The 24,107-nt window shown below is 68.0% G+C and carries 25 protein-coding genes and 1 tRNA gene; 16 read left to right on the plus strand and 10 right to left on the minus strand.

Annotated elements, in window-relative coordinates; translation table 11 throughout:
* The first annotated feature begins 84 nt into the window (after positions 1–84).
* Together QF040_RS09105 and QF040_RS09110 are read left to right on the plus strand one after the other, a co-directional pair.
* Positions 85–1,593 carry a mannose-1-phosphate guanylyltransferase/mannose-6-phosphate isomerase gene (locus QF040_RS09105; protein WP_429610768.1) on the plus strand — a complete coding sequence of 503 codons (1,509 nt, stop codon included), beginning with the start codon at positions 85–87 and terminating at the stop codon, positions 1,591–1,593.
* A gap of 319 nt (positions 1,594–1,912) precedes the next feature.
* Complete coding sequence (locus QF040_RS09110) at positions 1,913–3,265, plus strand: purine-cytosine permease family protein (protein ID WP_429610769.1); 1,353 nt, start codon at positions 1,913–1,915, stop codon at positions 3,263–3,265.
* Here QF040_RS09110 and thiD read toward each other — a convergent pair.
* A complete protein-coding gene (gene thiD, locus QF040_RS09115; RefSeq protein WP_429610770.1) occupies positions 3,198–4,076 on the minus strand; it encodes a bifunctional hydroxymethylpyrimidine kinase/phosphomethylpyrimidine kinase in 879 nt (292 codons plus the stop codon). The genes QF040_RS09110 and thiD overlap by 68 nt on opposite strands.
* A gap of 140 nt (positions 4,077–4,216) precedes the next feature.
* On the opposite strand from thiD, the gene QF040_RS09120 reads away from it, so the two are divergent.
* From QF040_RS09120 to QF040_RS09165, 10 genes are all read left to right on the plus strand, one after another.
* A complete protein-coding gene (locus QF040_RS09120; protein WP_429610771.1) occupies positions 4,217–5,317 on the plus strand; it encodes an FAD-dependent oxidoreductase in 1,101 nt (366 codons plus the stop codon).
* Complete coding sequence (gene thiS / locus QF040_RS09125) at positions 5,314–5,520, plus strand: sulfur carrier protein ThiS (protein ID WP_429610772.1); 207 nt, start codon at positions 5,314–5,316, stop codon at positions 5,518–5,520. The genes QF040_RS09120 and thiS overlap by 4 nt, the downstream gene beginning before the upstream one ends.
* Before the next feature lie 22 nt (positions 5,521–5,542).
* Positions 5,543–6,367 carry a thiazole synthase gene (locus QF040_RS09130; RefSeq protein WP_306878162.1) on the plus strand — a complete coding sequence of 275 codons (825 nt, stop codon included), beginning with the start codon at positions 5,543–5,545 and terminating at the stop codon, positions 6,365–6,367.
* Between the two features lie 14 nt (positions 6,368–6,381).
* The gene (thiE, locus tag QF040_RS09135) at positions 6,382–7,308 is read left to right on the plus strand and encodes a thiamine phosphate synthase (RefSeq protein ID WP_429610773.1); all 927 of its coding nucleotides are present in this window, start codon (positions 6,382–6,384) and stop codon (positions 7,306–7,308) included.
* A gap of 16 nt (positions 7,309–7,324) precedes the next feature.
* Complete coding sequence (locus tag QF040_RS09140; protein WP_429610774.1) at positions 7,325–9,487, plus strand: TonB-dependent siderophore receptor; 2,163 nt, start codon at positions 7,325–7,327, stop codon at positions 9,485–9,487.
* An 83-nt stretch (positions 9,488–9,570) separates the two neighbouring features.
* Positions 9,571–9,646: transfer RNA gene (locus QF040_RS09145), tRNA-Asn, on the plus strand.
* Positions 9,647–9,783: 137 nt separating this feature from the next.
* Positions 9,784–10,029, plus strand: coding sequence for a hypothetical protein (locus QF040_RS09150; RefSeq protein ID WP_013541031.1), 246 nt, complete (start codon positions 9,784–9,786; stop codon positions 10,027–10,029).
* 123 nt (positions 10,030–10,152) lie between these two features.
* On the plus strand, positions 10,153–10,389 hold the full coding sequence (locus QF040_RS09155) for a hypothetical protein (protein ID WP_429610775.1): 237 nt from the start codon (positions 10,153–10,155) through the stop codon (positions 10,387–10,389).
* A gap of 71 nt (positions 10,390–10,460) precedes the next feature.
* A complete protein-coding gene (locus QF040_RS09160) occupies positions 10,461–11,129 on the plus strand; it encodes a murein hydrolase activator EnvC family protein (protein WP_429610776.1) in 669 nt (222 codons plus the stop codon).
* Positions 11,130–11,191: 62 nt separating this feature from the next.
* A complete protein-coding gene (locus QF040_RS09165) occupies positions 11,192–11,473 on the plus strand; it encodes a polysaccharide deacetylase (protein WP_429610777.1) in 282 nt (93 codons plus the stop codon).
* Positions 11,474–11,501: 28 nt separating this feature from the next.
* On the opposite strand, the gene QF040_RS09170 is transcribed toward QF040_RS09165, so the two are convergent.
* The gene (locus tag QF040_RS09170; RefSeq protein WP_013541027.1) at positions 11,502–11,720 is read right to left on the minus strand and encodes a hypothetical protein; all 219 of its coding nucleotides are present in this window, start codon (positions 11,718–11,720) and stop codon (positions 11,502–11,504) included.
* A gap of 318 nt (positions 11,721–12,038) precedes the next feature.
* On the opposite strand from QF040_RS09170, the gene QF040_RS09175 reads away from it, so the two are divergent.
* The gene (locus QF040_RS09175) at positions 12,039–12,932 is read left to right on the plus strand and encodes a CsgG/HfaB family protein (protein WP_429610778.1); all 894 of its coding nucleotides are present in this window, start codon (positions 12,039–12,041) and stop codon (positions 12,930–12,932) included.
* 82 nt (positions 12,933–13,014) lie between these two features.
* Positions 13,015–14,085, plus strand: a complete 1,071-nt coding sequence (locus QF040_RS09180; protein WP_429610779.1) for an MBL fold metallo-hydrolase — start codon at positions 13,015–13,017, stop codon at positions 14,083–14,085.
* Positions 14,086–14,089: 4 nt separating this feature from the next.
* Here the strand turns inward: QF040_RS09180 and QF040_RS09185 are convergent, their stop codons facing one another.
* Genes QF040_RS09185 through QF040_RS09210 form a run of 6 tightly spaced genes read right to left on the minus strand, consistent with a single transcriptional unit; the run spans position 14,090 to position 19,526 of the window.
* Complete coding sequence (locus QF040_RS09185; protein WP_307683645.1) at positions 14,090–14,878, minus strand: SDR family oxidoreductase; 789 nt, start codon at positions 14,876–14,878, stop codon at positions 14,090–14,092.
* Complete coding sequence (locus QF040_RS09190) at positions 14,875–15,468, minus strand: cysteine hydrolase family protein (RefSeq protein WP_429610780.1); 594 nt, start codon at positions 15,466–15,468, stop codon at positions 14,875–14,877. Before QF040_RS09190 ends, QF040_RS09185 begins: the two co-directional genes overlap by 4 nt.
* Positions 15,465–15,950: an aromatic-ring-hydroxylating dioxygenase subunit beta gene (locus tag QF040_RS09195; protein ID WP_429610781.1), complete on the minus strand. Its 486-nt coding sequence runs from the start codon at positions 15,948–15,950 to the stop codon at positions 15,465–15,467. The genes QF040_RS09190 and QF040_RS09195 overlap by 4 nt, the downstream gene beginning before the upstream one ends.
* The gene (locus tag QF040_RS09200; RefSeq protein ID WP_429610782.1) at positions 15,947–17,290 is read right to left on the minus strand and encodes an aromatic ring-hydroxylating dioxygenase subunit alpha; all 1,344 of its coding nucleotides are present in this window, start codon (positions 17,288–17,290) and stop codon (positions 15,947–15,949) included. The genes QF040_RS09195 and QF040_RS09200 overlap by 4 nt, the downstream gene beginning before the upstream one ends.
* Before the next feature lie 23 nt (positions 17,291–17,313).
* Positions 17,314–18,270, minus strand: a complete 957-nt coding sequence (locus QF040_RS09205) for a PDR/VanB family oxidoreductase (protein ID WP_429610783.1) — start codon at positions 18,268–18,270, stop codon at positions 17,314–17,316.
* Complete coding sequence (locus tag QF040_RS09210; RefSeq protein ID WP_429610784.1) at positions 18,267–19,526, minus strand: dienelactone hydrolase family protein; 1,260 nt, start codon at positions 19,524–19,526, stop codon at positions 18,267–18,269. Before QF040_RS09210 ends, QF040_RS09205 begins: the two co-directional genes overlap by 4 nt.
* A gap of 189 nt (positions 19,527–19,715) precedes the next feature.
* Between QF040_RS09210 and QF040_RS09215 the strand changes: the two genes are divergently transcribed.
* A complete protein-coding gene (locus QF040_RS09215) occupies positions 19,716–20,897 on the plus strand; it encodes an ABC transporter substrate-binding protein (protein WP_429610785.1) in 1,182 nt (393 codons plus the stop codon).
* Here the strand turns inward: QF040_RS09215 and QF040_RS09220 are convergent.
* Both QF040_RS09220 and QF040_RS09225 read right to left on the minus strand, forming a co-directional pair.
* A complete protein-coding gene (locus QF040_RS09220) occupies positions 20,894–21,898 on the minus strand; it encodes an AraC family transcriptional regulator (protein ID WP_429610786.1) in 1,005 nt (334 codons plus the stop codon). The genes QF040_RS09215 and QF040_RS09220 overlap by 4 nt on opposite strands.
* Before the next feature lie 146 nt (positions 21,899–22,044).
* On the minus strand, positions 22,045–23,058 hold the full coding sequence (locus tag QF040_RS09225; protein WP_429610787.1) for a zinc-dependent alcohol dehydrogenase family protein: 1,014 nt from the start codon (positions 23,056–23,058) through the stop codon (positions 22,045–22,047).
* A 116-nt stretch (positions 23,059–23,174) separates the two neighbouring features.
* Here QF040_RS09225 and QF040_RS09230 point away from each other — a divergent pair, with 116 nt between their 5' ends.
* Positions 23,175–24,077, plus strand: a complete 903-nt coding sequence (locus QF040_RS09230) for a LysR family transcriptional regulator (protein ID WP_429610788.1) — start codon at positions 23,175–23,177, stop codon at positions 24,075–24,077.
* Positions 24,078–24,107: the final 30 nt, after the last annotated feature.

Here is a 24,107-nt window from a genome sequence, read left to right on the forward strand (position 1 = left end):
CCCCCGGCGCCCGCAGGTTTGCTTCGAGCTTTCCGCTTCGAACCGCTTCTTCTTATTCACCAACTCCGAAAAAGGCTGGTCAACATGAACGATCCCACCATTCATCCGGTGCTTCTGTGCGGCGGCAGCGGTACGCGGCTGTGGCCGCTGTCGCGCAAGGCGCTGCCCAAGCAGTTCGCGCCGCTGATCGGCAACAAGAGCCTGCTGCAGCTCACGCTCGAGCGGCTCTCCGGGCTGAACCGGACCATCACCTGCGTGGCCTCGGAAGACCATCGCTTCCTGGTGCGCGAAGCGATGGAGAACGCCAGGACCGAGGGCCGGCAGATCCTGGAGCCGATGCCGCGCAACACCGCCGCCGCCATGGCCGCGGCCGCGCTGCTGGCCGAGCCGGACGACCTGCTGCTGTTCGCGCCCGCCGACCACCACATCCCCGACGCGGCGCTGTTCGCGGCCACCGTGCGCGAAGGTGTCGATGCGGCGCTGGCGGGCCGCATCGTCACCTTCGGGGTGGCACCCAGCTTTCCGAGCACGGCCTATGGCTACATCGAGGCGGCCGGACCGACGGGCCACGGCGAGAGCCGCGTCGTGGCGCGCTTCGTGGAGAAGCCGACGGCGTCGGTGGCCGAATCGCTGATCCTGCATGGCGGCTACTGCTGGAACGCCGGCATCTTCCTGGTGCAGGCCCGCACGCTGGTCGCGGCGCTGCGCACGCATGCGCCGGACATCCTCGCGGCCTGCGAACGCGCGGCCGCGGCGGTCTCTGTCGACGGCAGCTTCCTGCGCCTGGACCGCGAGGCCTTCGAGGGCTGCCGCGGCGAGAGCATCGACTATGCGGTGCTCGAAAAACACGCCGGCGTCGCGGTCGTGCGCTTCGAGGGCACCTGGAGCGACGTGGGCAGCTGGAACGCGGTGGCCCTGCTGCATCCGGCCGACGACGCGGGCAACCGCCTGAGCGGCATGGCGAGCGCCCTGCGCTCGCGCAACACCTTCGTGCATGCGCCGCACCGGCCTGTAGTGGCCCTCGGCACCGAGGACCTGATCATCGTGGACACACCCGACGCGGTGCTGGTGGCGGGTGCCGGCTGCGCCGAGCAGGTGGCCGACGTGGTGCGCATGCTGTCGCTCGAGGGCAAGGCCGTGGCCACCGAGCATCGCCGCGTGGTGCGGCCCTGGGGCGCGTACGACAGCGTGGACATGGGCGAGCGCTTCCAGGTGAAGCGCCTGACCGTGAAACCCGGCGGCAAGCTGTCGCTGCAGATGCACCACCACCGCGCCGAGCACTGGATCGTCGTCAAGGGCACGGCCCGCGCCACGCGCGGCGGCGAGGTGCAGCTGGTGCGGGAGAACGAATCGATCTACCTGCCCTCGGGCACCACGCACCGGCTGGAGAACCCCGGCAAGACGATGCTGGAGGTGATCGAGGTGCAGACCGGCGGGTACCTCGGCGAGGACGACATCGTGCGCTTCGACGATACGTACGGGCGCTGCGCGGCGATCGAGGTGCGGACCGGCGCGGAGCGGCCGGCAGCGCAATCCATGGTGTCACCACCACCGGCTGTTGAAGCCGGCGTCGCCGCGACCGCCTCCGCCTGAGCGGGTCGTCCGGTCGCGGCTGCTCGCGGCCGCTGCAAACGCGGGCTGCGCGCGCCTTCGCGCATCTTCCTCGCCGGGACTGGAAGCATCGGCGCCAGGCTCGTACAATCACGCCCGCTTCGCGCTCAGGCGCGAAACACACGCTAGGGGTGTCGAACCGGAATCCGTTCCGGGGCTGACTGAGAGAGTCCCTTTGAACCTGACTGAGGTAATCCTCGCGCAGGGAAGCTGGTCCGGCGGCCTGTCACGTTGTCTCGCGTGGCGGCAGCGCTGCTGGAGCCTCGCCCACCTGCCAAACCTTTTGCACTGGAGCAAACGGATGGCACACGACGACAACGACAACGGAATTTCCTCTGCCGGCAACGAGGCGCTGACGCCCCTGCCCGCGTCCCGCCGCGTGTTCGGCTGGACCGATCACGCCTCGCTCTGGTTCAGCCTGGGCGTCGGGCTGCTGGTGATGCAGATCGGCGCGTACCTCGTGCCGGCCGTGGGCACGCGCGATGCGGCGCTGGCGATTGCGCTCGGCTCCGTCATCGGCGCGGGCCTCCTGGCCTGGACCGCGCGGCTGGGCTGCGAAACCGGCCTCGCGAGCGCGGGCCTCATGCACGCCACCTACGGCAGCGCCTTCGCGCGGCTGCCGGTGCTGCTCAACATCGTGCAACTGGTGGGCTGGACGACCTTCGAGCTGGTGATCATGCGGGAAGGCACGCAGGCCATCGGCCAGGTCGCCTTCGGCGCATCGCTCGGCAGCTTCTGGGGCGGCGTCTTCACCACCTTGCTCTGGGGCGCGGTGCTGCTGGCGCTGCTCGCAGGATCGATGGTCAAGCTGGTGCGTCGCTTCGTGAGCCGCTTCGGGCTGCCGCTGGTGGTGATCTCGCTGCTCTGGCTGACCTGGCAGTTCGCGACGCGGCTGCAGGCCAAGGGCCTCGACGCCTTCTGGGCGCGACCCGGCGACGGCAGCATGGGCATGTTCGGCGCGCTCGATCTGGTGATCGCGATGCCGGTGTCGTGGCTGCCGCTGGTGGCCGATTACGCGCGCCACGGCAAGCGCAGCGCGGGCGGCCTCGGCGGCGCCTTCAGCGGCACCTGGATCGGCTATGCGCTCGCCAATATCTGGTGCTATGCGCTAGGTGTGATGGTGGTGAGCGTTGCGGAGCCGGGCACAGGCCTCGTCACAGCGCTGCTGCTCGCGCAGGGCGGGCTGGTGGCGCTGGGGCTCATCCTCATCGACGAGCTCGACAACGCGTATGGCGATGTCTACTCTGGCTCGGTTTCCACGCACAGCCTCCTGCCGCGATGGAGCGTGAAGCGCTGGGGCCTGCTGCTGGCCGCGCTGTGCATCGCGCTCGCGCTGGTGCTGCCGATGCACACGCTCGAACCTTTCCTGCTGCTGCTCAGCTCGGTGTTCGTGCCGCTCTACGGCGTGATCCTCGGGCGGCTCGGCAGCGGGCGAAGCGTGGCATCCGTCGGCACGCGGCAGATCGATTGGGCGGCGGCGCTGATCTGGATCGCGGGTATCGCGGCCTATCACGCGCTCGCCAAATGGGCACCGCAGTTCGGCTCCGCGCTTCCGACGCTGGCCGCGACGTTCGTGCTGGCCTGGATCAGCCGGCCAAAGCTTTCGCCGGCAGCGGCAGCCGGTGCATCGGCACTGGCGCAAAGCCGTGGTTGAGCGGACCGTGGCCCGCGCCGACCTGCACGTCCGCACCGGCGGCCATCGCGCCGAGGATGTAGGCGCGCGCACGTTCGACGGCTTCAGGCAACGTCAATCCCAGCGCCAGGTGCGCCGCGATGGCGGACGACAGCGTGCAGCCGGTGCCATGCAGGTTGCGGCTCGCGATGCGCTGCGAGGCCAGGCGCTTGCGCGTGCCGTCCGCCTGCAGCAGCACGTCGACCACTTCATTGCCGGGCAGATGGCCGCCCTTGAGCAGCACGGCCTTCGCGCCGAGCGCCAGCAGTTCATCGGCCGCGCCGTCGAGCGCCTCGATGCCGTCGATGGCATGGCCGATCAGCAGCGCCGCTTCATCGAGATTGGGCGTGACGACCACGGCGCGCGGGAACAGTTCGCGCACCAGCACCTGCACGGTTTCCGAGGCGATCAGGCGATCGCCGCTGGTGGCGACCATCACCGGGTCGAGCACCACGTTCGGCAACTTGTAGTGATCGATGGCCCAGGCGACCACCTCGACCACTTCGGGCGCATGCAGCATGCCGAGCTTGACGGCATCGACGCCGATGTCCTCGACCACGGCCTGGATCTGCGCCTTCAGAAATTCGGGCGGCACGCCATGGATGCCCGAGACGCCGCGCGTGTTCTGCGCGGTGAGCGCGGTGATGGCCGTCATGCCGTAGCAGCCCAGGGCCGCGAAGGTCTTGAGGTCGGCCTGGATGCCGGCACCGCCGCCGCTGTCGGAGCCTGCGATGGAGAGAACGCGTGCGTAGCGCAGGGGCGCCTGCGGCGCGGGAGATGGTCCTTGGGTCATGCTGAAAATTATCGGCGACCGGGTCCGTTTTTCTCCCTCCCCTTCCGGGGGAGGGTCGGGGTGGGGGCAAGCGGCATGTCCATCGGGCGCTCTGGCGGCCCCCATCCCAACCTTCCCCCAGAGGGGGAAGGAGCAAGACCATGAACGTGCCATTTCAATCTGCGGCCGTCATCGGCGCGGGCCTCATGGGCCGACTGATCGCGGTGACGCTCGCGCAGGCGGGTTGCAAGGTCGCGCTGTACGAAGCCGGCAGCTCCGAAGCCGAAGGCGCAGCCGCGCGCGTGGCGGCGGCGATGCTCGCGCCGCTGGCCGAATCGACCGTGGCGCCGGTGTCCGTCGTGCGCATGGGCCACTACGCGTTGTCGCGTTGGCCCGAACTGCTCGCGCCGTTGGCGCAACCCGTGTTCTTCCAGCGCGAAGGCACGCTGGTGCTGTGGCACCGGCAGGACGCGACCGAAGCCGCGCGGCTCGAACGCGTGCTCGCCAACACCGGTGCGCAAGTGCCCGAACTCGCGCCGATGCAGACGCTCGACGGCGCAGGCATCGCCGCGCTGGAACCATCACTCGGCCAGCGCTTCGCCAAAGGGCTGTTCCTTCCGGGGGAAGGCCAACTCGACAACCGCGCGCTGCTCGCCTCGCTGCTCGCCACGCTCGCGGCCAGCCCGAACGTCACGCTGCACTGGCAGTCGCCACACGTACCCGCGGACTTCTCGCCCGGCACATCCGGCCAGCCCGACTGGGTGATCGACTGCCGCGGCCTCGGTGCCCGTCCGCAATGGCGCGCGTTGCGCGGTGTGCGCGGCGAAGTGATCCGCGTGCATGCGCCCGAGGTCGCGCTGCAGCGCCCGACGCGGCTCGTGCATCCGCGCTACCCGCTCTACATCGCGCCCAAGCCCGGCCACCTGTTCGTGATCGGCGCGACCGAGATCGAGTCGGACGACATGTCGCCCGCCAGCGTGCGCTCCACGCTCGAACTGCTGAGCGCGGCCTATGCGGTGCACAGCGGTTTTGCCGAGGCACGCATCGTGGAGATCGCCACGCAGTGCCGCCCCACGCTGCCCGACAACCTGCCCGCCATCCGCCAGCCGCAGCCGCGCGTGCTGCAGATCAACGGCCTCTATCGCCACGGTTTCATGATCGCGCCCGCCCTGCTCGATGCGGCGATGGAACTGCTCGTGCACGGCCACTGCACGCTCGCGCACAGCTTCGGCATGGACACCCCGACATCCGACGACGCATGACGACGATGAACATCCTGATCAACGACAAGCCCTACACGCTGCCCGACAGCGCCACGCTCACCGATGCACTGGCCGCGCTGGAGGCCGTGCCGCCCTTCGCCGTGGCGGTGAACCGCGAGTTCGTGCCGCGCTCGGCCTACGCCGCGCGCACGCTGCAGCCCGACGACCGCATCGAAGTGATCCGCCCCGTGACGGGCGGCTGAAAAAAAGATTGGAGACAACACCATGACCACCCCATCGAATGACCCGCTGGTCCTGTACGGCCAGACCTTTCAAAGCCGCCTGCTGCTCGGCACCGCGCGCTACCCCTCGCCCGACCTGCTCGAAGCGGCCGTGAAGCGCGCGAAGCCCGCGATGCTCACCGCGTCGCTGCGCCGCCAGACCGCGAACCAAGGCCCCCAGGGCTCGGCCGGCAACGACACGAGCAGCGGCTTCTGGGCGCTGCTGCGCAAGCTGGCCGTGCCCGTGCTGCCCAACACCGCCGGCTGCCACAGCGTGCAGGAGGTGATCGCCACCGCCCACATGGCGCGCGAGCTGTTCGACACGCCCTGGATCAAGCTCGAACTGATCGGCGACGACTACACGCTGCAGCCCGACACGCTGAACCTCGTCGACGCCGCCTCGCAACTGATTCGCGACGGCTTCCAGGTGCTGCCCTACTGCACCGAAGACCTCGTGCTGTGCCAGCGGCTGGTCGACGTGGGCTGCCAGGCCGTCATGCCGTGGGCCGCGCCCATCGGCACCGGCCGCGGTCCTGTCAATCCGTACGCGCTGCAGGTGCTGCGCGAACGGCTCAAGGTGCCGATGCTGGTCGATGCCGGGCTCGGGCTGCCTTCGCACGCATGCCAGGTGATGGAGTGGGGCTACGACGGCGTGCTGCTCAACACCGCGGTTGCACTCGCGCAGGACCCGGTCGCGATGGCCGGTGCCTTTGCCGATGCGGTAGGCGCGGGCCGCACCGCGTGGCGTGCAGGCGCGATGGCCGCGCAAGACTCGGCGCAGCCCAGCACGCCCGTGCTCGGCACGCCCTTCTGGCATCACGCGGGATGAGCGGCGTGAGCGACATGAACGACGCACGCGCCATCGCCCACGCCATCGTCGCGGCGCACGGGTTGCGCTTCGGCGCCATCACCGCATCGACCGTGGGTGCAACATCCTTCTCTTCCGACGACGCGGTTTATCGCGGCGCCAAGCAGGCTTGCATAGCGCTCGGCTTCATCGAAGTCGATGCCGAATGCCTCGCGCTTGCCTGGCACGCGCAGACTGAACGCATCGGCCATTTCGACGCCGCCCGATGGCCCGACGCGCCCGCCGACTTCGGCATGCGCTCGTTTCCGCCCGCCGCGCGCGATGATGCCTTTCTGCCCTGCCCCGAACGGCTCGGCCTCTACGCGGTGCTGCCCGATGCGGCATGGGTCGGCCGCATGGCGCGCGCCGGCGTGCCGACGGTGCAGTTGCGTTTCAAGTCCGACGATGCCGCGGCCATCGAGCGCGAAGTGCAGGCGGCCGTCGAGGCCGTGCAGGGCACGGGCGCGCTGCTCTTCATCAACGACCACTGGCAGGTCGCGATTGCCGCGCGCGCCTACGGTATCCATCTCGGCCAGGAAGACCTCGATGCCTTGTCGCCGGACGAGCTGCAGCAGTTGCGCGCCTCCGGCCTGCGGCTGGGCGTCAGCACCCATGGCTATGCCGAGATGGTGCGTGCCGATGCGGTGAGCCCGAGCTACATCGCGATGGGCGCGGTCTATCCGACCACGCTCAAGAAGATGGCGACCGCGCCGCAGGGCGTGGCGCGGCTCGCGGCGTATGCGCGCCTGCTGCGCGGCTATCCGCAAGTGGGCATCGGCGGCATCGACGCGGTGCGGCTGCCCGAAGTGCTGGCCACCGGCGTGGGCTCGGTCGCGGTGGTGCGCGCGCTGGTGACCGCTGCCGATCCCGAGGCCACGGCCGCGCAATGGATGGCGGCCATGGGCGCCGCCATCGGCAAATGAACACATCAAGCAATCAATGACTCAACGACGCTTCCCACATTTCCCGGCCCTGACGCGCTCCCCTATCTCGCGTGCGGTTGCCGCCGTGTTTTTCGCGGCCGCCTGCAGCGCACATGCGCAGCAGGCCGCGCTGCCCGAAGTCGTCGTCAATGAAGGCGCGACGGCGCCGCAGGCCGATGTCAGCGGCTTCGGCGACGTGCCGCTGCGCGAGCTGCCGCTCTCGGCCACGGTGATCGACAGCAAGCAGCTGAACGCCAGCGGCGCACGCCGGCTCGCCGATCTCACGCAGTTCGACTCCTCGGTCACCGATGCCTACAACTCCGCCGGCTACTGGGACTACCTCACCGTGCGCGGCTTCGTGCTGGACAACCGCTTCAACTACCGTCGCGAAGGCCTGCCGATCAGCGCCGAGACCTCGATCCCGCTCGACAACAAGGAGCGCGTCGAGATCCTGCGCGGCACCAGCGGCATCCAGGCGGGCACCAGCGCGCCGGGCGGGCTCGTGAACTACGTGGTGAAGCGCCCGACCGAGCAAGACCTGCGCACGGTGCGCATCGAGACCACCAGTCGCGGCAGCGTGCTCGGCGCGCTCGACCTGGGTGGCCGCTTCGGCGACAACCGCCAGTTCGGCTACCGGCTCAACATCGCGAGCGAAAACCTGAAGCCGCTCACGCACAACCTGGACGGCAACCGCAACATGTTCTCGCTCGCGGCCGACTGGCGCATCACGCGCGACTCGGTGCTGGAGTTCGAAGTCGAGCAAAGCCGCAAGACGCAACCGAGCCAGAACGGCTACAGCCTCCTGGGCAGCGTGCTGCCTGCGCCGGTCGATCCGCGCATCAACCTCAACAACCAGCCGTGGTCGCAGCCCTCGGTGTTCAAGGCGCTGACCGGCACCGTGCGCTTCAGCCAGGCGCTGAATGCCGACTGGCGCTGGAGCGTGCAGATCGGCCAGCAGCGCCTGAAGACCGACGACCGCCTGGCCTACGCCTTCGGCTGCGGCGCCGAAGGCAACTACGACCGCTACTGCTCGGACGGCACCTTCGACGTCTACGACTTCCGCAGCGAGAACGAGCGCCGCACGCAGACCGTGGGCAGCCTGAACCTGAAGGGCAACGTGATGACCGGCAGCGTGCGGCACGAGCTGGGCTTCGGGCTGCTGCAAAGCCGCGTTCGCAACCGCTTCCAGGACCAGGCCTACAACTACGTGGGCACCGGCAACATCTGGGCGACCGCCGTGGTGCCGCCCGATCCGACGCTCACCGACTTCAACACGAACCGCGACGAACGCTCGACCGAACTCTCGGTGCAGGACGCGATCCGCTGGAACGACCGCTTCACGACGTGGATCGGTGCGCGCCACACGCGGCTCGATCGCCAGAGCGTCCGCACCGACGGTTCGCGTCCCACGGGCTACAAGGACGGCATCACCACGCCGTGGATCGCGGCCAGCTACGCGATCCAGCCCGGACTGCTCGCGTATGCAAGCTGGGGCAAGGGCGTCGAATCGCAGGTCGTGCCGAACAAGAGTTCGCAGTACAGCAATGCCGGGGAAGCGCTGCCCTCGCTCAGTTCGCGCCAGTGGGAGTTGGGCATCAAGGGCGGCAACGATGCGTTCAACTGGCAGCTCGCGTGGTTCGACATCTCGCGGCCGATGACCAATCTCGACGCGTGCAACCGCCTGGGCATCACGCCATGCGAAGCGAAGTACGACGGCCGTGCGGTGCACCGCGGCCTCGAAGCCGGTGCGCAGTGGACGCAAGGCCCGTGGCGCATCGGCGGCAGCGTGACGCTGATGGACGCCAAGCGCCGCGGCAGCATCGTCGAACCGGCAAGCAATGGGCAGTGGCCGACCAACGTGCCCAAGCAGGTGCTGCGCGCGCAGGCGGCGTATCGCGTCGCCGCGGTGCCCGGACTCGAAGTGGCGGGACAGCTGTCGCACGAAGGACGCCGCAACGTTCTTGCGGACGGATCGATCACGCTGCCCTCGTGGACGCGCGTCGATGCGGTGCTGCGCTACGACACGAAACTGCGCGGCGTGAACACGAGCTGGACACTGGCCGTCGACAACCTGTTCGACCGCCGCTACTGGAAGGAATCGCCTTACCAGTTCGGGCATGTCTATCTGTTTCCCGGTGCGCCGCGCACGCTGCGTCTGGGCTTGAGCGTCGCGCTGTGAACATGCGCGAAGCAAACTTTTTTGCGCAAAAGTTTCGGAGGCTTGAGAAGGTCAAAAAAACCGCGCTATAATCTGAGGCTTGTTCCTCGATAGCTCAGTTGGTAGAGCGCCGGACTGTTAATCCGTAGGTCCCTGGTTCGAGCCCAGGTCGAGGAGCCACTACAAGCCGCAAGGCAACTGGATGCCCCGCTACTCAAAAGGTAGCGGGGCATTTTCAATTGTGGGCGGCTTGTTGGGCGCTCGGCACCGCCGCTAGACTCGCACCTCCTCCGTCCACCGAATCGAGGTCTTCATCCATGAACAACACGAGTCGATACGAATTCAGCCTGCCCCTTTGCAGCGAAGCGCAGCAACTGCAGGTCGAGCAAGTGCTCAAGCTCCCCGGCGCGATCACCACGGCAACGGTCAACCGCAGCATGGGATCGGCCGGCGTGACCGTCCAGGCCACCTTTCTTCCGGCCCACTCTCCCGCGCTCATGCAGGCCGAGGTCATCGCGCGCATCTCGCCCATCGGCCTTCTGCCGATGCGAGTGCCAGGCTGATCGGCAAAGCAAAGCAAAGCGAAGCCGGGCCACGGGATAAATTCTTACCTGCAGTTTCCAAAGACGCCCATTCCCCGACGCCGAAATCTCGCAGACTCCGATCACCGAAAAGAGGAGACGGGGATGACGCGAAGCGAATTCAATGCGCTGTCGAAGCACGCCAGGTTGAGGGCCACGCTCTCGCGCGACGCCGCATACATGGTTCTCGTCGGCGGCGTGCGCCCCGGCACCGCGGCCCGCGAGGTCGGCACCACCCCGCAGGCCCTCACCAACACGCTGCGAAAACTGAGGGACGCCATGACGGAGTCCACCGACCACGGCCGCACGCTGGCCATCGCGGAGCATCACGTCGGGAGCTGACCGTCAGTTCGTTCGTTCGCTCGTTCTTTCGTTCAGTCGGACGGCCGGCGGATTCCAATACAGTCCTCACCATGCATTTCAAGCCGCAAGCTGAACCCGGACTTCCCGACCTCCCCGCGCCCCGCTCGTCCATCTCCCATCGCTCCCATCGGATCGCATTGGCCCTTGCCTCGGGCATGCTGGGCGTCCTGCTCATCGGCTGCGCCTCCAAGCCGGCCCCGGCGCCCGCACCCGCATCGAAGAAATCCGCAAGCGCCAAGCCCGCGGCTTCGGCCCGCAAGGACGCGCACCCCGCACCGGAGCGCCGCTCGCGCAGCAGCGAGCCGGCACCTTCCGCATCGTCCGCGCCATCCGGCCCCGTGGCCAAGGCGGAGCGAAATTTCCTTCGCCCGTCGAACGGCACCGTCATCCAGCGATTCAATGGCCGCAACAGCAAGGGCATCGACTTCGCGGGATCGGAAGGCGACCCCGTCATCGCCGCGCGCGACGGCAAGGTTGTGTATTCCGCCGTGGGCCCGCGCGGCTATGGCCAGCTCGTCATGATCAAGCACGACGCGACCTTCGTGACCGCCTACGCGCACAACAGCAAGCTGCTGGTCAAGGAGGGGCAGTCGGTGAAGCGAGGCCAGGTGATCGCCCACATGGGCCGCACCGAAGCCGACCGCGTCAAGCTGCACTTCGAGCTGCGCCGGAACGGCAACGCTGTCGATCCCGCTGCCTATTTCGCTTCGCCCGACTAACAAGGGCGTTGGATGAAGCGATCCGGTTGAATCCGGATCGCCCCCTCCTGCGTAGCACTTGCATGGCAAGTACGAACGAAGAACGCAAGCCCGCCCCACGGCTGGGTTTCGAGGACATCTGTGCGCAGTTCAACGTGCCCGCGAGGAAAGGGGCGCGGGTCAATTTCCAAGGCCAGCCGGGAACGGTCACGACCGCGCGGGGGTTGATGGTTCGCGTGCGGCTGGACGGGATGTCGTGGTCCCGGCCCTACGCACCGAACGAACTCGAATGGCTCGACGAACAATCGAAGGCCATGAAAGACCGCGCGCGCGACACGTGCGACGCGCACCACCCGCAGAGCTGAAAAGCCCCCGGGCGGATCGCGCCGAGGATCAGTGCTGTACGACTGGAGTGCGGCCCTTCGCGCTGTCGATGGTCGCGCTGACGGAGTTGGTGTTGACGGCCAGGGCCACCAGGACGGAGCCGACGAAAGCCGGATCGGAAGCGCCGCTGAAATTCGATGCGCCGGCAATGGCCAGGGCCTGCGCGACTTGTTGACGGGTCAGTTCCGCTGCTGCTTCGCCAACGACATTCTTCTTCGTGGTTGCCATCTGAAAACTCCTCGTGATGAAGGCCCGACTGTAACGGCCTCCGCATCGCGCCCAAGGCCATCCCCCTGACTGTTCCGGGGAGCTTGTTGCCCCCTGCCCACGAGGCTCGCACTCGGTAATAATCTCGCCCGCTTCGCCGCGGACGGACCATGACTTTCGGCACTGGCATGCCGCTTCCTGGGGTCGTATCGTCGCGCGGTCGCTGGCGGCGCGACGAATCGGGGGAGGTCACACAGGCCATGCGGTCCCACTTCGGAATCCGAGGAGTGGCGTCTCCCATTGGGGCGCCTCTTCACTCTTCTCTCTCTGGATCCGGACATGGCTTCTTCCAAATTCTCTTTCGCAAGCGCAAGCGTTCTTGCCAGTGCGCTGGTTCTCTCCGGCTGCGCGACCACCGACATGCAAATGGGCAGCCAGTCGGCCAAGACCATGGCCACCGGCAGCGCCGCCGGCTCGGCCACCTCCGGTGAAAGCAGTCAGCTCGAGCGCTGCGATTCGCCGCTGGGCACCGTCTCCCTCATCGAGAACGTCAACGCCGGCTGGTACACCGTCCTCACCGGCGAATACAAGCTCCCGCCGACCGCGAACCTGCTGCGTCTCCTGGTGCAGCAATCGAACTGCTTCGTGGTGGTCGAGCGCGGCGCGGCCGGCATGAACGCCATGACGCGCGAGCGCGCGCTCATGCAGTCGGGCGAAATGCGCGGCGGCAGCAACTTCGGCCGCGGTCAGATGGTGGCTTCCGACTACGGCCTGTCGCCCGAAATCGTGTTCAGCAACAACGACGCCGGCGGCATCGGCGGTGCGCTCGGCGGCCTGGTGGGCGGTGGCCGCGGCCGCGCCATCGCCAGCATCGGCGCCAGCCTGCAGACCAAGGAAGCCAGCGCGCTCCTGACGCTCATCGACAACCGCTCGGGTGTGCAGGTGGCAGCCGCCGAAGGCAGCGCCTCCAAGACCGACTTCGCGGGCTTCGGCGGCCTGGGCGGACTCTCCGCCGCGGGCGGCGTCGGCGGCTACACGCGCACGCCGCAGGGCAAGGTGATTGCCGCGGCCTTCATGGACGCTTTCAACCAGATGGTTCGTTCGCTGCGCAACTACAAGGCACAAACGGTGCGCGGCCAGGGCCTGGGCGGCGGCGGCCGACTCGGCGTGGACGGCGGCGCCGCACCGTCGCAAACCTCGGCGCCAGGCGCGCCCCGCTCGCGTCGCAAGTAAGCGCGTCGGTCTGTCCTCCTCGGGTGAAGCCCGGCCCGGAACGCGGCCGGGTTCACAATTCACTCCTCTGGAGGTGAACACGATGGATGGTCTGGAAGAGACGGCGGAAGCGGCAAAAGGCAAGCTCGTCTACCCCTTTGCGGAGCTCCCGCCGCGCGGCAAGTCGATCGAGGTCGCGGCAGGCGTGCACTGGATCCGCATGCCGCTGCCCTACTCGCTCGATCACATCAACCTGTGGGCGCTGGACGACGGCGCCGGCTGGGCCGTTGTGGACACCGGCGTGCGCACCGAGGAAACAGTGGCCGTCTGGCGCGAGCTCTTCGCCAATTCGCCGGACACGCGCGGCCTCACCCGCGTCCTCGTGACGCACATGCACCCCGACCACGTCGGCATGGCCGGCTGGCTCACGCGCAAGTTCGGCGTGCGGTTGTGGATGACCCGCTCCGAATACCTCATGTGCCGCGTGATGGTGTCCGACACCGGCCGCGAAGCGCCCGACGACGCCATCGCCTTCTACCGCCGCGCCGGCTGGAGCGATGCCGCCATCGAGACCTACCGCACCCGCTTCGGCAATTTCGGCAAGCACATCCATCCGCTGCCCGACAGCTTCCGGCGCCTGCGCGACGGCGAGGTGCTGCGCATCGGCGCGCACGACTGGCGCATCGTCACCGGCAACGGCCATTCGCCCGAGCATGCATGCCTGTACTGCCCCGACCTCAAGGTGCTGATTTCGGGCGACCAGATCCTGCCGCGCATTTCGTCCAACGTGTCGGTCTCGCCCATCGAGCCCGACGCCGACCCGATGGCCGACTGGCTTTCATCGCTCGCCAAGCTCAAGCGCGAAATACCCGACGACGTGCTGGTGCTGCCTTCGCACAACGAGTGCTTCCGCGGCCTGCATGCGCGCATCGACCGGCTGCAGACGGGACAAGAACGCTCGCTCGACCGGTTGCGCAACACCTTGAAGACGCCCAAGCGCGCGGTCGATGTGTTCGCGAGCCTGTTCGCGCGCAGCATCGCCGAGTCCGATGTTCAGTTGCTGGGCATGGCGACCGGTGAAAGCCTCGCCTGCCTCAACTACCTGCTGCACCGCGGCGAAGTTGTCTGCGACATCGCCGACGACGGTATCGGCTGGTACCGGCTCGCCGCCTGACTGCCTATCCGCCGAACCAGTCGCGCGCCGAGCGCCCCTGGTCCGGGCCCAGCATCGAGAACCCGCCATCGACCGGAATGTCCGCACCGGTCACGAAGCGCGCGGCGTCGGAGCACAGGAACAGCACCACCTGCGCCACGTCGTCGCCATCGCCCGCGCGGCCCAGTGGATGCAACGGCGCAGCCATGCGGTCCGCGTACGCGCGGTCCCCGCCCGCCATGCGCGAGAGCGCGTCCGACCAGGTCCATCCGGGCGACACCGAGTTCACCCGCACGCGCCGGTGCGCGAGGCTCGCGGCCTGGTTGCGCGTGAGCTGCAGGATGGCCGCCTTGGCCGCTGGATAGAGCGCCCGGCCCGCCGTGCCGAACTTGCCGCCGACGCTCCCCATGTTCACGACGGCCCCGCCCTGCGCTGCCAGTGCGTCTGCCGTCTTGTGCACCAGCAGCGCGCCGGAGACGAGGTTGACGTCGAGCGCCTGCAGCCATTCGCCGCGCGAAGACGCGAGCCCGTTGTCGCCGTACACCACCGCGTTGTTGATGAGGAAGTCGATGCGCCCCTCGCTGGCGAGCGCATCGGCCACCAGCGCATCGAGTGCCGTGTCGGAGGCGATGTCGCATGCGATGAAGCGGCAGCGCGGACCCAGTTCTGCCGCCAGCGCCTCGCCGCGCGCGGCATCGATGTCCACCGCCAGCACCTCGGCACCCGCCTGGACGAAAGCACGGACGATGGAAGCGCCGAGCATGGCGGCCGCGCCCGTGACGATGGCAACTTTCCCTTCGAAATTCCAGTTCATGGCATGGCTTCCATCTGTGCGACAGCTTTGTCGACGTTCACCACATCCGCGAGCATCGCCAGCGTTTCCAGGCTCGCCGCATGCAGATGCGCCTGCGCAGTGTTGCAGGCATCGGCGACGACCGCCACCTCGTAGCCCAGGTCGCTCGCGTGGCGCGCGCCGTGCTCGACCACATGGTTGGTCGCGATGCCCGCCACATAAAGCCGCGATGCGCCGGTGTTGCGCACGACATCTTCGAGCCCGCTCGCCCAGAACGGGTTGTTGCGCTTGTGGGTGACGATGGCCTCTCCCGGCAGCGGCGCTAGTTCTTCATAAAACTCCGCCCCCCACTCGCCGTCGAGCACCGCCCCGGTCTCGGCCACGCGCCGGAACAGCGTGCAGTTGCGAAGGCAATCGGCGTACCCCGCCGCAAAGGCGATGCGCACGAAGATCACCGGCACGCCGTTCGCCCGCGCGCCGGCGATCAGGCGCGCAGCCGAAGCGATCAGACGTGGACGTGCCGGATCGTCCGCCGCCACACCCACGCGCACCTTGCCATCGACGTGCAGCACGTCGTTCTGGTAGTGCATGGCCAGCAGCGCGGCCTTCACATGAACACCTGCAGGGCTTCGTGCGGCGCGTCGCAATTCACAAGCTCGACGCGCTTCATCCGGATGCGGAATTCGTCGCCCTCGCGCCGCAGCGTGTGCAGCACGCTGCCGCCGAAGGTGCGCTGCTCGGTCTTGCGCCATTCCAGGAGCAGGAAGGTCGAGCGCACCACGCAGCTTTCTTCATCGCGCGATTCGAGCCCGATGTTGCCCACCACATGCACCGTGCGCGTGGGCGGTTGCTGCGAATAAGCACGCGCCTGCTCGAGCCGCCGCGCGCGCATCGAGCGCAGCAGCGCGTCTTCGCAGAACAGCGAGGCGTGGTTGATGTGGTCCGCCTGCCCGTGCACCAGCGGTACCCAGTAGAGCCCGTCGGGCGTGAAGAGCCGCTGCCATTCGTCCCAGCGGTGCTCGTCCAGCAGGCGCGCCTCGTGGTACAGGAACTGCGTGATCGCCTGCTGCTCGTGCCAGTCGTTGAAGTTCATTCGGCACTCCCGGTCTGCACGCCCATGTACGAGGCCCATGCCGCGAACATGTTGCGCGATGGCATCTCGCTGTTGCCGTTGGAGGCCCGCCCGCCCGGCAGCGGCTGGTCGCGCCCGGCCGCGCGGTGCATGCTGACCCAGTCGCCACCGTCGGAGCCGAGTCCTTCCTGCACGCGGTTGTAGGCCTCCAGGTCGTCGGGCATCACGTTCGACGAGGGCGAATTGACGATGTTGGTGTACTTCAGCGTGCGCTGGAAGGTCGCCTCCGGCGCGCCCTTCAGGCGGAAGCTGAAGATCTCCACCAGCGTGCGGTCCACCGACAGCGGCCGGATCACGCGGATCTGCTGGAACGAGGTGTGCGGCGAACAGCTCGGGTAGACGATGGTGTTGTGCCGGTTCACCCGCAATATCTCGTCGGCGCGCTGCGCACCCTGGCTGGCTTCGAGCGCCGCCACGTAGGCCAGGCTCACCGGGTCGGTCGGCGGCACGAAGATGCCTTCCATGAAGCCGTGGCCGTTGTCGTAGCCCTTGAGCTCCAGGTTCTCCCAGAACTCCAGCGGCTCGCCGTTGCCGTCGACGATCACCACCTCGAAGGGCTTGGGCGTGCCGGAAGGCATGGCTTCGAATTCTTCTTTTGCCGCGCGCCACGACGACTCGTGCGTGGCCACCGCATGGATCGTGTCGTGCAGGTTCTCGAAGAAGATCTTCCAGTTGTTGCGCTGGATCACCCGTTGCACACCACCGGCCACTTCCACCTCGCCATCCGGCGCGCGGTCGCAGAAGTTGTCGAGCGACGTGGCCACGCCGCCGAGGAAGTCGGCCAACGCCGGCCCGTCTGCGGACAGGCTTGCGAACACGAAGCCGCGATGACTCGCCACGCGCGCCACCTTGCGCACCGAATGCGACCCGCTCTTGAGGTCGAGCGCCGTGTCTTCGTAGCCGCTGCGCAGCGGCACCGACAAGAGGCTGCCGTCGCACTTGAAGGTCCAGCCGTGATACAGGCACCGCAAGAACTTGCCTGCGCTGCCGCTGCCGTCGGGAACGATCTTGGCGCCCTTGTGCGGGCAGCGGTTGTAGAGCACGTTCACCGCACCGTCGGTGTGGCGCACCATCACCACGGGCTCGCGGCCCAGGCGCGTGGTGAAGTAGTCGCCGACGTTCGGCACCTGGCTTTCGTGGCCCACGTACAGCCAGGCCTGGCCGAAGACGCGGTCCATCTCCAGCTCGAAGATGGCGGGGTCGGTGTAGACGCGCTTGTGCACTCGGTCGGGCTGCACGAGCGACTGGATGTCGATGGGAACCTTGGAAGCTATGGGGATGATGGGGATCACGGAATTCATCGGGTCAGTCTCCTGAAGCGTCATCAGATGTCGAGCACCAGGTGCGGCGTCTTGGCGCGCGACACGCAGGTGCACAGGGTCTTGCCGCCCGCCTTCTCGCGCGGGCTCAGGTTGTGGTCACGGTGGTCGGGCACGCCCTCCACCACGTCGACGCCGCACACGCCGCAGTCGCCCTGGCGGCAGTCGTACATCGGGTCGAGCCCGGCGGCGATCAGCACGTCGAGCAGGCTCTGGCCGGGCTGCACCGTCAGCGTCTTGCCCGAGCGCAGCGTGCGCACCTCGAAAGGCATGTCACCGGCCTTTGCGAGCGCGCCGGCGAAGAGTTCGAAATGCACATGGTCGTCGGGCCAGCCTTGCGCGCGGGCTGTGTCGACCACCGCCTGCACCATGCCGCGCGGGCCGCAGACATGCAAGTGGCGCCCGCCCTGCGGCGCCGCGAGCAGCGCGCGCAGGTGGAGGCCTCGCGCGGGGTCGCCGCCGTCGTGCACCACCGTGCCGCCGAGCGCGCGCACTTCATCCAGGTAGGCGGTCGCTTCCTCGCTGCGTGTCGCATAGAAGAAGTCGAAGGCCTGGCCTTCGGCGCCCAGCGCGCGCGCCATGCACAGCAGCGGCGTGATGCCGATGCCGCCCGCCACAAGCAGCGGCTGCTGGCTGCCTAGGTGCAGCGCGAAGTCGTTGCGCGGCGGGTGCGCGGCCAGCACCGCGCCGGGCGCGAGGCCGTGCATCCAGGCCGAGCCGCCCGAGCCCTGCGGCTCATGCAGCACCGCGATCTCGTAGCTGCCGGAGCCATCGTGCGGGCGAACCAGCGAATACGCGCGCTGCCCGCTCGATTCAGCGATCTGCACGCTCAGGTGCGCCCCCGGCGCGAACGGCGGCAGGTCGCCGCCATTCGCCGGCCGCAGCACGAAAGCCTTGATGGCCGGCGTGAGCGGCCTGACCTCGGCCACGACCAGCGCCAGCATGTCTGCGCCCTGCGTCATCCGAGCGGCAACGCGGGGTCGGCGATGGAGAGGCCGTTCGATTTCGACCAGCGCGGCATCAGCGTGTTCGAGGGCAGCATCTCGTCCACCAGCTTGCGCGAGGTTTCCACGCCCGCCACAGGCAGGCCCTTGGCATCGAGCAAGCCGATCTGCACCAGCACGCTGGCCTGATCCCAGTAGATGTGCTCGTGATAAAGCTTGTCGCCGCGGAACTTGACGATGGCCACCAGCGCGATCTCCACCGGTTTGCCGGTCGGCGCGATGCCCGGCAGCATCCAGTCGACCTCCACCGTGTGGGTGAAAGAGAAGAGCATTTCGTCGACGATCTGCGTCGCGCCCACGGTGCGCGAGATCGGCGTGAGCCGCGTGTCGGGCGGCGTCGTCGGAATGAAGTGGTGCTTGTAGAAGCGCGACAGCTCCTTCGCGCCCACGCCGCCCGTCATCGTCGGGATGTGGTTGACGTACGGCTCGCTCACCATCGTGCCCATGGTGGCGACGACATCGCGCGTGCCGAACTCGTATTCGCAGTGCTTGTCCCACAGCGCCGAGAGGTCGTAGACCGGCCCGATGGCTTCCTTGAACAGCGCCATGGAGCGCTGGTGCGCCATCAACGTGGAAGGCTTGTCGAAATGATCGCCGCCGGTGCGCGCGAACGCATGGTCCACGCCGGGGTAGACGTACATCTGCGCGCCCGGCTTGCCGGCAAAGGCATCGAGCACCTGGGCGCGGGCTTCGGGCGGGCAGAACTGGTCGAGCTCGGCGAAGTGCAGCGCGATCGGGCATTCGATCTTCGGCACGAGATCGAGCGCGGCCTCGATGCCGACGCCGTAGTAACCCACCGCTGCATCCACGCCCGAATGCGCGGCCGCCAGATACGCCAGCTTGCCGCCGAGGCAATAGCCCAGCGCGCCCACCTTGCCGGTGCAGGCCGGGTGCGCGCGCAGCGCCTTCACGCTCGCGGTGACGTCGGCGATGCCGGCCTCGATGTCGAACTTTTGGAAGAAACCGAAGGCGCGTTGCCACTCTTCCGGCGAATAACCGAGGTCGACGTTGGGCTCCATGCGCCAGAAGAGATCGGGTGCGAGCACCACGTAGCCCTCCTCGGCATAGAGGTCGGCCACCTCGCGCACGTAGTCGTTGATGCCGAAGATTTCCTGGCACAGCACGATGCCGGGGCCGCTGCCCGAAGCCGGCAAGGCGAGGTAGCCGCGAAAGCTGCGGCCGTCGCCGGCCGGGATGTCGATGTACTGACTCATCGTGGGTGTCTCCAAAGTGGTGGGGCTTGCGAAATTCTGGGCAGCGCCCTTGCCGCTGTCTGTCCATTTCTTGCAAGCGAGGTCGCTGCAGGAAACGGATAGCCCGCCGCCGCGGCGGCACGCAGACTGCGACGCGCATTGCATTCACCCTCCCCCACGTCCACCGAATCCCTTCAGAGGAGATTTCTCATGTCGCAGGCAAGCATCCGAACGGCCGCACTGGCCCTGGTCGTCGTTACCGGCGCGTCGTTGTCACAGGCCCAGCCCGTCAAGGTAGGTCTCGCGATGGACCTCTCCGGCCCCTTCGCCGTCGGCGGCGCCGAGGCCAAGGCCGGCTTCGCCGTGGCGATGAAGCAGCTCGACGGCAAGTTGGGCGGCGTGCCGGTCGAGTTCGTCGAGGCCGACACCGCGGGCAACCCCGACCTGGCCCGCCAGGTGGTGGAGCGCATGCTGCTGCGCGACAAGATCGACCTCTTCACCGGCCCCGTCGGCTCGTCCGTCGCGCTCGCCGTCGGCCCGCCGCTCTTCGCCGCCAAGGTGCCCTACCTGTCGAGCAACACCGGCCCGAGCGACTACTCGGGCGCCAAGTGCAACCCCTACTTCTTCGGCGCGTCGTACCCCAACGATGCGTACCACGAGGCCGCGGGCAAGTTCGCCTCCGACAAGGGCTTCAAGAAAGTGGCGCTCATCGCACCCAGCTACCCCGGCGGCAAGGATGCGGCGAGCGGCTTCAAGCGCAACTTCAAGGGCGCCGTGGGCGACGAGCTCTACACCAAGCTCGGGCAGCTCGACTACTCGGCCGAGATCGCCCAGATCCGCGCGAGCAAGCCCGATGCGCTCTATTTCTTCTTGCCCGGCGCCATGGGCGTGAGCTTCATCAAGCAGTTCGTCGGCGCGGGCCTCTCGAAGGACGTGGCGCTGATCTCGACCGCCTTCTCGGCCGACGAGGACATGATCCCCGCCGTGGGCGAGCCGATGCTCGGGCTCTTCAACACCGCGCATTGGTCCTATGACCTGGACAACCCCGCCAACCAGCGCTTCGTGGCCGCGTTCCGCCAGCAGAACAACGGGCGCAATCCGTCGTTCTATGCCGGCCAGGCGTACGACGTACTGATGGCGATGGATGCCGCCGTGCGCGACGCCGGCGGCAAGGTGGCCGACAAGCCCGCGCTGCTCAAGGCGATCAAGGCCGCGAAGTACAAGTCGGTGCGCGGCGATTTCAGCTACGGCGCCAACAACTTCCCGATCCAGAACTACTACCTGCGCGTGATCGGCAAGGACGCCAGCGGCCGCATCACCAACAAGGTGATCGGCACCGTGCTGCAGAACTACCAGGACAGCTCGGCCGCGAAGTGCGCGATGAAGTCCTAATGTCTTGAGGTCTCGCGCGGGAGCTGGCCGAAGCGCTCCCGGTAGCAGGCGGCGAAGCGGCTCAGGTGCGAGAAGCCGCAGTCCAGCGCGATCTGCGTCACGCTCGCGCCGTCGTGGCGCGCAAGCTGCGCATGCGCGGCATCGAGCCGCATATTGCGCAGCACCTCCATCGGCGAGAGGTCGCGGTGGCGCCTGAAGAGCAGCGCCAGCATGCGCCGCGTCACGCCCGCGGCGTCGGCCACCTCTTCGAGCGACACGGTGGTGTCGAGCCGGCTGCGCATGAACTCCTCGGCGCGCCGCAACTGCCCGAGGCTGGCCGCCTCCGAGCCGAGCCGCAGCGCATCGTGCTGCCGCCGCACCGAGTTGGGCCGGTGGCACAGCAGGTAGAGCATGAGGTTGTCTTCGCAGTGGGCCAGCCAGCGCGCGTCGTACGGGGTGCTGCCGTCGTCCGCCGGAGGCACCAGCGATGCGAGGTTGGCCACCATGCGGCACCACTGCGTGCCGGCGGCGTCGTCCAGCCGCAGCGGCATGTCGAAATCGATCTCGCCCACCTCGTCGGCATGGCGCGTGGCGAAGGCGCGGCGCGCCACTTCCTGCAGGCGGCCCAGTTCGATCTTGAGCATCAACTGCTCGCAGTCGGCATGCCAGCGCAGCCGCACCGGCTTGTGCGCCGACACCACTGCGCCCTGCCCCGGATGGATGTGCAGCGTCTGGCCGCCGGTGCGGATCTCGGCATGGCCTCGCAGCGGCATCTGCACCAGCACGAAGTTGCCGAGCGCATCGGGCTCGATGTCCACGTCGCACCCGTAGCGCAGGATGCACAGCGACAGTGCGCTCAGCTCGGCACGGCAGAAGACCGCATCGACCTTGCCGCGCCCCCAGACGCTGCGATGGTCCTTCAGCTCATGGGCGACCAGCGCGTGGGTCTCGTCCGCTTCGCGCGAGCGGAACACCTCGCGTCCGTACAAGGGAGAAAGCTGCTGGCTCGACCATGCGTCCACGGGCACTCCTGGGGGTCAGGGGGGTTGAAAACCATTGTTTGCCACGGGGGCGTGCCTGCAAATCTACCGCCGGGTCGCGCTTGCCGCCATGGGACTTGCCCCGACGTGCAAGAAGCTTGCCCGGCGTCATTTCCCCAGCGTACCGCTCAGACCGTGAGAACGACCTTGCCGATATGCCCCGCACGCTCCAGGTACTGGTGCGCCTGCACCACGTCGTCGAATGCGAACTCGCGGTCGATGCGCACCTGCAGCTTGCCGTCGGCAAGGCCTGCGTCGATGAAAGCCAGCGCACGGGCGAGCGGCGCCTCGTCGCGAGGCAATTCCATCGTGGCCGCGCCGGTGTGCTCCAGCACCTTGTAGACGTGGAAGCGCCAGCTCTTGCGGAACTGCGCAATCACCGGGTACTTGAACTCCGCGCCGCCCGAGAGGCCATACAGCACGTACCAGCCGCGATGCGCGACGACATCGCCGAGCCGCTCGACCTGCAAGCCGCCCACGCCGTCGTACACCAGGTCGACGCCGCGACCTTCGGTGAGTTTCATCACGCGCTCGACCACGTCTTCGTCGTCGGTCACGACCACATGCGCCGCACCGGCTTCGCGCAGGGCATCGCGCTTGGCAGCCGTGCGTGTGACCGCGATGGCGACAATGCCCGCCGCGCGTGCCATCTGCAACGCCGCGATGCCAGTGCCCGATGAAGCGCCGGTCACGAGCATCACCTGGCCGCGCTCGAGTTGCGCCATCTCGAACATCGGGAAGTAGCCCGTGAGGTACGCCATGTAGGCACCCGCCGCCTGCGCGGCCGACAGGTTGCCGGGATACCGCACCACATGCGACGCCGGCAGGAGGATGTTCTCGCCATAAGTCGGATACCGGCCCTGCCCCGCGCCCGGCAGCACGGCGACCTTGTCTCCCACCTTCAGCCCTTCGACGCCCTCCCCGACCGCCTCGACAGCGCCCGCCGCCTCGTTGCCCAGCCCGGCCGGCAGCGTCGCGTCTTCGATGTAGAGGTTCTCGCGCCATAGCGCATCGGCCCGGTTCAGGCCGATGGCCTGCACCGCGACGCGCACTTCGCCTGGGCCGGGCGTCGGCGTCCCGACCTCTTCGATCTTCAACACCTCGGCACCGCCGAACACGTGGAAGCGAACCATCCTGCTCATGAAAAATCTCCTTTTTGAATTGACCGATGGCACCAATCTAGGGGCCGCAGCACAATCAAGGAAATCGATTCGCCGGATAGCCGCTATGCGTGCGATCGATAACGCCAGGACCTCCGATGAAACCCGTCGAACTCAACCGCATCGACCTGAACCTGCTCACCGTGCTGGCCGCGCTCATGCGCGAGCGCCACGTCAGCCGCGCCGCGGAGCGGTTGAACCTCGGCCAGCCCGCGGTAAGCCATGCGCTGGCGCGGCTGCGCGAACTCACGGGCGATCCGCTGCTGGTGCGCCACGGCCGCGTGATGGAGCCGACCGAACGGGCGCTGGCGCTGATGCAGGGCCTCGGCCCCGCGCTCGCGCAGATCGAGGCCACGTTCCGCGCGCAGGCCGACTTCGAGCCCGAGCGCGCCGCACCGATCTTCCGCATCGGCCTGACCGACGACTTGCAGATCGCGATGCTGCCGCGCCTGCTGCGCGCCCTGAGCGCCGAAGTGCCCCGCGCCAAGCTGGTCACGCTCACGGTCTGCTACCGCAACGCCATGAGCTACCTGGAGCAGGGAGAGGTCAGCGCGGTGATGTCGTTCCTGAAAGACCTGCCCGCCGACGCCAAGGTGCGCAAGGTCCGTACGGCCCGCTTCGCCATGCTGCGCGCCGACACCGTCCCCGGAAAGCTCTCGCTCGACGACTACTGCCGCCGCCGCCATGTGCTCGTGACCTATGCCGGCGACCTGTGCGGCACCGTCGACGAAACGCTCGGTGAAATCGGACGCCAGCGCGACGTGGCTTTTTCGGTGCCGCAGTTCGGCAGCCTCCCCGCCGTGCTCGCCGGCACCGACCTCTTGGCCACGGTGCCCGAGCACGTGGCGCTGGCACTGTCGGCCCAAGGCGGGCTTCGCTTCGAGGCCCTGCCTTTCGAGGGTCCGGACTACCAGATCAAGCTCGCCTGGCGTGCCGTGACCGACAAGGACTCGGCGGAGATGTGGCTGCGCAAGGCGATGCTGCGGGCCTTCAACGACTAGGATGGCAACCCTCTTCCACCGAGGACACCG

Origin of the sequence: Variovorax sp. W2I14 (assembly GCF_050435205.1) — a bacterium.
Taxonomy (GTDB): domain Bacteria; phylum Pseudomonadota; class Gammaproteobacteria; order Burkholderiales; family Burkholderiaceae_C; genus Variovorax; species Variovorax paradoxus_C.